The following is a 7,528-nucleotide window of genomic DNA, read 5'->3' as shown; positions in this document are numbered from 1 at the left end:
ACCACCCACACCACAACACCCACACAAACCCCCCCCCCCCCCCCCCCCCCCCCCCCCCCCCCCCCCCCCCCCCCGTGCCCGTGCTCGCAGTTCGCGCGCCCGCGCGGGAGAACTCCGTCAGACGGAGCGGACCTCCGCGATCGTCACCGGCCGGTGCTCGTGCAGCGACAGCGTGCACGCCTCCGCGATCCACCCCGCCTCCAGCGCGTCCGCCACCGTGCACGGCGAGGGCCGGCTCCCGGCCACCACCTCGGTGAACGCGGTGAGTTCGGCCCGGTAGGCCGCCGTGAAGCGGTCCATGAAGAAGTCGTGCGGAGTGCCCGCCGGGAAGGTCACCCCGGGTTCCACCGACCGCAGCGGCAGCTTGTCCTCCAGCCCCACCGCGATGGAGTCCGTGAAGCCGTGCAGCTCCATCCGGACGTCGTAACCCCGCGCGTTGTGGCGGCTGTTGGAGATGACGGCGATCGTGCCGTCGTCCAGGGTGAGGAGCGCGCCCGTGGTGTCGGCGTCACCGGCCTCCCTGATGTACTCGGCACCCCGGTTGCCGCCCACGGCGTACACCTCGGTCACCTCGCGGCCGGTCACCCAGCGGATGATGTCGAAGTCGTGCACCGAGCAGTCCCGGAAGATGCCGCCGGAGCCGGCGACGTACGCGGCCGGCGGCGGCGCCGGGTCCAGCGTGGTCGACCGTACGGTGTGCAGCTTGCCCAGTTCACCGGCGCGCACCGCTTCCCGGGCGGCCACGAACCCGGCGTCGAAGCGGCGGTTGTAGCCGATCTGGATGGGCACGTCACTGCCGCGCACCGCCTTGAGCACCGCGACGCCCTCCGGCATCGTGCGGGCGACGGGCTTCTCGCAGAACACGGGGATGCCCGCCTCGACGGCGGCGAGGATCAGACCGGGGTGGGCGTCCGTCGCGGCGGCCACCACGACACCGTCCACCCCGGCGGCGAGCACCGCCTCGGGCGAGTCCGCGACCTCGCCGCCGAACCGCTCGGCGGCGACCTTGGCGGCGTCCGCGAACGGGTCGGCGAGGACGAGGGAGTCGACCGCGTCGAGGCCGGAGAGGGTCTCGGCGTGGAAGGCGCCGATGCGGCCGAGGCCGAGGATTCCGATGCGCATGAGCTCCGCTGCTTTCGTGAGTGGGTGCGAGGTGCGAGGTGCGAGGTGCGAGGTGCGAGGTGCGAGGTGCTGGGGGTGTGCTGTCCGTTGCCGGGGCGCTCCGTCCCGGGCCCCGGTCGCTCTTCGGGCTCGTCCTCGAACGCCGGGCGGGTTGTTGGTGGTGCCTGTCCTCGGATGCCGGACGGGCTGACGGTGGGCGCCGGGCTGCGTTGCGGGGTCAGTCCAGGCCGCCCAGTACGTTCTGGTCCCAGTCGATCACCGAACCGGTGACCACGCCTGAGCGGTCGGAGAGGAGGAGGACCACGAAGTCAGCGATCTCGTCGGGCTGGCCGAGTCTGCCCATGGGGAGGCGGGCGGCCGCCTCCTCGCGCCAGTCGTCCCCGGCGCCGTGGAAGGCCCGCTGTGTCGCGTCCTCGCCCTCGGTGGCCGTCCAGCCGATGTTCAGGCCGTTGATCCGGACGCGGTCCCAGCGGTGGGCGTGCGCTGCGTTGCGGGTCAGGCCGATCAGCCCGGCCTTGGCCGCCACGTACGGCGCCAGGAACGCCTGACCGCCGTGCGCCGACGAGGTGATGATGTTGACGACCGTGCCGGGAGCCTCACGCGCCACCATGTCCGCGACCGCCGCCTGCATCGCGAAGAACGGCGCGCGGAGGTTGATCGCGATGTGCTGGTCGAACAGTTCCGGCGTGGTGTCGAGCAGCGTCCCCCGCGAGGTGAGCCCCGCGGAGTTGACCAGGCAGTCGACGCGGCCGTACGCGGCGACCACCGAGGCCACCGACGCCTTCGCCTGCTCGGCGTCGGCGAGGTCGGCGCGTACGAACATCGCCTTGGTGCCGAGAGCCGTCAGCTCGGCCACCAGGGCTTCGCCCGGCTCCGGGCGCCGCCCGGTCACGGCGACCGCGGCGCCCTCGCGGGCCGCGGCCCGCGCGATGGCGGCGCCGACCCCCTGGCTGCCGCCGTTGACGAGGACGATCCTGTCGTCGAGAAGTCCCATGAGTGGACGGCCCTTTCAGCTCTGGCGCCGCACGGCGGCGGCCTTGAGTTCGTCGCGCAGCGCCGCGGGCGCCCACGTCTCGCGCAGCGCCCGCCGCACCGTGTCCGCCTGGGAGGGCGGTGCGAGACCCTCGACCGGCGGATCGCGGTCGAGGTTGGTGGGGAAGGGGTAGCTCTCGGCGCTCGCGGCGATCACGCGGTCCAGCCACTCCTCGCCGGCCCCCTCGGCGGCGCGCCGCAGCAGCACGGGGAACACGGCGTTGACGACCGCCTCGCGGTCCACCGTCTCCATGGCCCGCCCGAACGCGGAGGACACCTGGAGCAGGTTGGCCGTGCGCCGGATGTCGGGGGAGCGGTTGGTGCCGGCGGCGTGGAACAGCGCGGGGTTGAAGAAGACGGCGTCGCCCTTGGCCAACGGGAGTTGGACGTACCGTTCCTCGAAGTACGCCTGGAACTCGGGCAGTCGCCACGCGAGGTAACCCGGTTCGTAGGACTGCGAGTACGGCAGGTACATCGTCGGGCCCGACTCCACGGGCATGTCGCAGTGCGCGACCGCCCCCTGGAGGGTGAGCACCGGGGAGAGGCGGTGTACGTGCGCGGGATACGCGGCCGCCGCCTCGTTCGAGAGGAACCCCAGGTGGTAGTCGCGGTGCGCGCTCTGCGCGGCTCCGCCCGGGTTGACCACGTTGACCTGCGAGGTGACCTGGTAGCCGGGGCCGAGCCAGGCGGCCGGGACCAGCGCCAGCATGTCGTTGGCGTAGTAGTCGGCGAACGCCTCGGGGTCGTGCCGGGCGGCCTTCTCCAGCGCGTTCCAGACCCGGTCGTTGGCGCCCGGCGCGGCGAAGTGGTCACCGGCGCTCGCGCCCGAGGCGCGCTGCCCGGCGATCAGGGCGTCGAAGACGGCGGTGAGCCGGTCGACGACCGCCGGTTCGGTGAACACGCCCCGCAGGACCACGATGCCGGGCCCCTCGTCGAGGGCGCGCACGAGTTCGGCCCGCACGTCCCGGCGGTCCGGGAGCCCGCGCAGCCGCTCACTGTCGTAGACGAGCACGTTCCGGGTCACGGACGAGGCGTGCGGGAAGTCGGCGAGGTCGGTGGTCCGCTCCACGAGGGCGCGGAGGACGTCGAGGTCACAGTCCTGCTCGGACAGCCACGCACGTCGTCGTACGGAGAGGAAGGACATCGTCGTCCCTTCGGCGCTGAGCGATACGGCTCTGTCATTCTTGTCAGTACAAAGCCGTCGAACAACCGGCAGGCAACCGTCAAAAACCCCTCAAGGAGCCTCCGCATGGGCCACCCTTTCCCGATCCGGGAGATCGCACGTCAGGCGGGCCTGAGCGAAGCCACCGTGGACCGGGTCCTCAACGGCCGCGGTGGGGTGCGGGGGAGCACCGCGCAGGAGGTCCGGCAGGCCATCGCCGACCTGGACCGCCAGCGCACCCAGGTCCGGCTGGTCGGCCGTACCTTCATGGTCGACATCGTCATGCAGACCCCGGAGCGGTTCTCCACCGCCGTACGGGCCGCCCTGGAGGCCGAACTGCCGGGCCTGCACCCCGCCGTCGTGCGCTCGCGCTTCCACTTCCGGGAGACCGGCCCGGTGGCGGAGCTGACCCGGATCCTGGACCGGATCGCCCGGCGCGGCTCGCAGGGTGTCATCCTCAAGGCACCCGACGTCCCCGAGGTCGCCGCGGCGGTCGGCCGGATCGCGGACGCCGGCATCCCCGTGGTGACCCTGGTGACGGACCTGCCCTCCACGGCGCGGCTCGCCTACGTCGGCATCGACAACCGGGCGGCGGGCGCGACGGCCGCCTATCTGATGGGCCAGTGGCTGGGCGAGCGCCCCGGCAACGTGCTCACCAGCCTCAGCAGCGGCTTCTTCCGCAACGAGGAGGAACGCGAGATGGGTTTCCGCAGCGCCATGCGCGCCGGGCACCCGGACCGGGCCCTGGTCGAGATCACCGAGGGGCAGGGCCTGGACGCCACCCAGTACGACCTCGTCCGCGCCGCCCTGGAACGCGACCCGCGGATCAGGGCCGTGTACTCCATCGGCGGCGGCAACATCGCCACCCTGCGGGCCTTCGCGGACCTGGGCCGGGAGTGCGCGGTGTTCATCGCCCACGACCTCGACCACGACAACACCCGGCTGCTGCGCGAGCAGCGGCTGTCCGTCGTCCTCCACCACGACCTGCGCCGCGACATGCGGGAGGCCTGTCACATCGTGATGCGGGCGCACGGCGCGCTGCCGCCGGCGGGGCCCACCCTGCCGTCGGCGATCCAGGTGGTCACGCCGTACAACCTGCCGCCGCGGGCGCCGTCCGGCTGACCTTGCGCGCGGCGCGGCCCGTCCCGCGCCGCCCGGGCGCCGGCAGGCGACCGCGCCGGCCGGACCCCTCACGCTGTGGCCCGGTCGCGCCGTCCCGTCACGGTGCCGCCTCCAGGTCGACCCAGGCGCCGCCGGCGGCGGAACGCGCCATCGCGTCCAGTACGGCGGCGCTGCGCACGGCGTCCGGCAGGGTCGCCCCGTACGGCCTTCCCTCGGCGACGGAGCGCAGGAACCGGTGGGCCTCCACGACCTTGAGGTCGTCGTAGCCCATGGCGTTGGCGGCGCCCGGCTGGAAGGCGCCGAACTCCCCGTCGCCCGGGCCGACATACACCGTACTGACGGGCTGGTCCTGGTAGGCCGTGCCGCGGCTGACGCCGAGCTCGTTCATCCTCCGGAAGTCCCAGAACACCGCGCCCCTGGTGCCGTGCACCTCGAAGCCGTAGTTGTTCTGCTCGCCCACCGAGACGCGGCACGCCTCCAGGACTCCGCGGGCACCGGAGGCGAAACGCAGCAGACAGCTGACGTAGTCCTCGTTCTCGACCGGGCCGAGTTCACCGCCCTCGGCCCGGGAGTGGCCGGCGGTCGCGCCTGTCGGACGGGCCCGGCGCGGCACGAAGACCGCGGTGTCGGCGGTCAGTGACGCGATGTCGCCGAGCAGGTGCCTGGCCAGGTCCGCGCCGTGCGAGGCGAGGTCGCCCAGCACTCCGCTGCCGCCGCGCTCCCGCTCGTAGCGCCAGGTCAGGGCGCCCTGCGGATGCGCCGCGTAGTCGCTGAACAGACGGACGCGGACATGGGTGACCGTGCCGATCTCCCCGGACGCGATCAGCTCGCGGGCCGCCTCGACGGCGGGCGCGTTGCGGTAGTTGAAGCCCACCGCGCCCTGGACACCGGCCCGGGCGACGGCGTCGGCGACCGCCCGCGCGTCGGCCGCCGTCAGGCCCACCGGTTTCTCGATCCAGATGTGCTTGCCGGCCTCGGCCATCGCCACCCCGATCTCCCGGTGCAGGAAGTTGGGGGCGGTGATGCTCACAGCCTCGACCCGCGGATCGGCGACCACCTCGCGCCAGTCACGGGTGGCCGAGGCGAACCCGAACTGCGCGGCGGCCTGTTCGGCCCGGCCGGGCACCTCCTCGGCGACCGCCACCAGCCTCGGGCGCAGGGGCAGCTCCGGATAGTGGTGCGGGACGCGGAGGTACGCCTGGGTGTGCACCCGGCCCATCCACCCGAACCCGACGACCGCGACTCCGAACCCGTCCGCCGGCGCATCCACCATGACAGCCCCTCTTCGGACTTCCTCGAACCGTGCTGGCCGGTCCCCGCGTTGTGGACCGGTCCACCTTTTGGACCGGTCCATGTTCTGTCCGGCCCACCCTGAGCGCGCCCACGGCCGCTGTCAACCCCCCGAACGGGGGCACAGCGGAGCTCCGGCCCCGACTGCCCGCCCTTTGACAAGCGGACGGGCCCATGGAACGGTCCATGACATGAGAGCGCCGACCATCCGCGACGTGGCCGACCACGCCGGCGTCTCCAAGTCACTGGTGTCGCTGGTGCTGCGCGGCTCCGGTCAGGTGCGGCCGGAGAAGCGCGAGGCCGTGCTGCGCGCCGTACGCGAACTGGGCTACCGCCCCAACACGGCCGCGCGCAGCCTGAGCGAACAGCGCACCCGCACCGTCGGCGTCCTGCTCCACGACCTGCGCAACCCCTGGTACGTGGACCTCCTGGACGGTCTGAACCCCCTGCTGCACGACCACGGCCTGCACATGCTGCTCGCCGACGCCCGCCTGAACCGCCGTACCGGTCAGGACCCGGCCGGTCCCTTCCTGGACCTGCGGGTCGACGGCCTGGTCGTGGTCGGTACGCTGCCCGACCCGGCCGCCCTCGGGGCGGTCGCCGAGCGGATCCCCGTCGTCGTCGCCGGCGCCCGCGAACCGGTGCCGCCCGGCGTCGACGTCGTCGCGGGCGACGACGAGCAGGGTGCCAGGCTGGCCACCGAGCACCTCATCGGCCTCGGCCACCGCCGCATCGCGCACCTCGCGGGCTACGGAGCCGTCGGTGAGCTGCGCCGGCGCAGCTTCGAGGCGACCATGCGCGCGCACGGCCTCGCCGGCGAGGCGATGGTCGAGCCCGCCGACATGACGGAGGAGGGCGGACACCGCGGCACCGTCCGGCTGCTGGGCCGGCCGCGCCGGCCCACCGCCGTCCTCGCCGTCAACGACATCGCGGCGGTCGGCGCGCTGTCGGCCGCCGAGGAGTTCGGCCTGCGGGTCCCCCACGACCTGTCGGTGACCGGCTACGACAACACGAGCATCTCCCGGCTGCGCCACCTGTGGCTCACCACCGTGGACAACGCCGGCCACGAGGTCGGCCGCCGCGCCGCCCGCCGCCTCCTGGCCCGCTTCGACAACCCCGGGGGAGCGGGCGAGGTCCATCTGACGGCCCCTGCCCTGGAGATCAGGGGCACCACCGCGCCACCGTGAGCGGCCGGACCCGATCCGGAACCTGATCGCGCCCCCGGGGGCGGGCGCGCCTAGACCGCTCGGGCAGGAGACGCCAAGAGCCGCAGACGGCCTACGGGTCGCCGCATACGGGCTTCAGTTGCCGCAGACGGCCTACAGGTTGTCGCATACGGCCTACAGGTTGACGGCGTACGCCTTGCGCAGTGTCTCGTGCACCGTCCAGGTCGTACGGTCGCCCTCGCGCAGCACCGCCATGTCGCCGGGCCCGACGGTCAGCGTCGGCCCGTCCGCGATCTCGATGGTGGCGGAACCGCTGATCACGACGAAGAGCTCGTCCGCCTCGGTGTCGGTGACCACGCCCGGGGTGATCTGCCAGATGCCCCTGACCTGGCGGCCGTCGGCCGACTCCCACACGACCTTCCCGGTCACCTCGGGCGTCCCGGAGACGATCTGCCCGGCGGCAAGCGGCTCGGGTTCGAGCTCGGCGTCGGGGATGTGGACGGCGAAACTGTGCGGACTGAGGCTCATGCGGCGACCTTAGTGGGGGGGGGGGGGGGGGGGGGGGGGGGGGGGGGGGGGGGGGGGGGGGGGGGGGGGGGGGGGGGGGGGGGGGGGGGGGGGGGGGGGGGGGGGG

Annotated in this window: 7 protein-coding genes; 2 read left to right on the top strand and 5 right to left on the bottom strand. The window is 73.6% G+C overall.

What is annotated here, in order from left to right:
• Nucleotides 1-117 precede the first annotated feature (117 nt).
• The 3 genes from AC07AZ_RS31615 to AC07AZ_RS31605 form a co-directional block, all read right to left on the bottom strand.
• A complete protein-coding gene (locus AC07AZ_RS31615; protein WP_478853818.1) occupies nt 118-1,122 on the bottom strand; it encodes a Gfo/Idh/MocA family protein in 1,005 nt (334 codons plus the stop codon).
• 217 nt (nt 1,123-1,339) lie between these two features.
• Complete coding sequence (locus AC07AZ_RS31610; RefSeq protein ID WP_478853816.1) at nt 1,340-2,116, bottom strand: SDR family oxidoreductase; 777 nt, start codon at nt 2,114-2,116, stop codon at nt 1,340-1,342.
• 15 nt (nt 2,117-2,131) lie between these two features.
• Entirely contained in the window at nt 2,132-3,298 is a 1,167-nt protein-coding gene (locus tag AC07AZ_RS31605; RefSeq protein ID WP_478853814.1) for a phytanoyl-CoA dioxygenase family protein, read from the bottom strand.
• Nucleotides 3,299-3,403: 105 nt separating this feature from the next.
• Between AC07AZ_RS31605 and AC07AZ_RS31600 the strand changes: the two genes are divergently transcribed.
• Nucleotides 3,404-4,438 carry a LacI family DNA-binding transcriptional regulator gene (locus AC07AZ_RS31600; protein ID WP_478853812.1) on the top strand — a complete coding sequence of 345 codons (1,035 nt, stop codon included), beginning with the start codon at nt 3,404-3,406 and terminating at the stop codon, nt 4,436-4,438.
• A 97-nt stretch (nt 4,439-4,535) separates the two neighbouring features.
• Here AC07AZ_RS31600 and AC07AZ_RS31595 read toward each other — a convergent pair whose 3' ends face one another.
• Nucleotides 4,536-5,711 (bottom strand): Gfo/Idh/MocA family protein, encoded by a 1,176-nt coding sequence (locus tag AC07AZ_RS31595; RefSeq protein ID WP_478853810.1) that lies wholly within the window; start codon nt 5,709-5,711, stop codon nt 4,536-4,538.
• 208 nt (nt 5,712-5,919) lie between these two features.
• Between AC07AZ_RS31595 and AC07AZ_RS31590 the strand changes: the two genes are divergently transcribed.
• On the top strand, nt 5,920-6,915 hold the full coding sequence (locus AC07AZ_RS31590) for a LacI family DNA-binding transcriptional regulator (RefSeq protein WP_478853808.1): 996 nt from the start codon (nt 5,920-5,922) through the stop codon (nt 6,913-6,915).
• A gap of 153 nt (nt 6,916-7,068) precedes the next feature.
• On the opposite strand, the gene AC07AZ_RS31585 is transcribed toward AC07AZ_RS31590, so the two are convergent.
• On the bottom strand, nt 7,069-7,422 hold the full coding sequence (locus AC07AZ_RS31585; protein WP_478853806.1) for a cupin domain-containing protein: 354 nt from the start codon (nt 7,420-7,422) through the stop codon (nt 7,069-7,071).
• Between the last annotated feature and the right edge of the window lie 106 nt (nt 7,423-7,528).

This window comes from Streptomyces sp. NPDC043878, assembly GCF_056435735.1.
The sequence above is the reverse complement of the archived record's forward strand: the minus strand, read 5'-3'. Positions and strand labels throughout refer to the sequence as shown.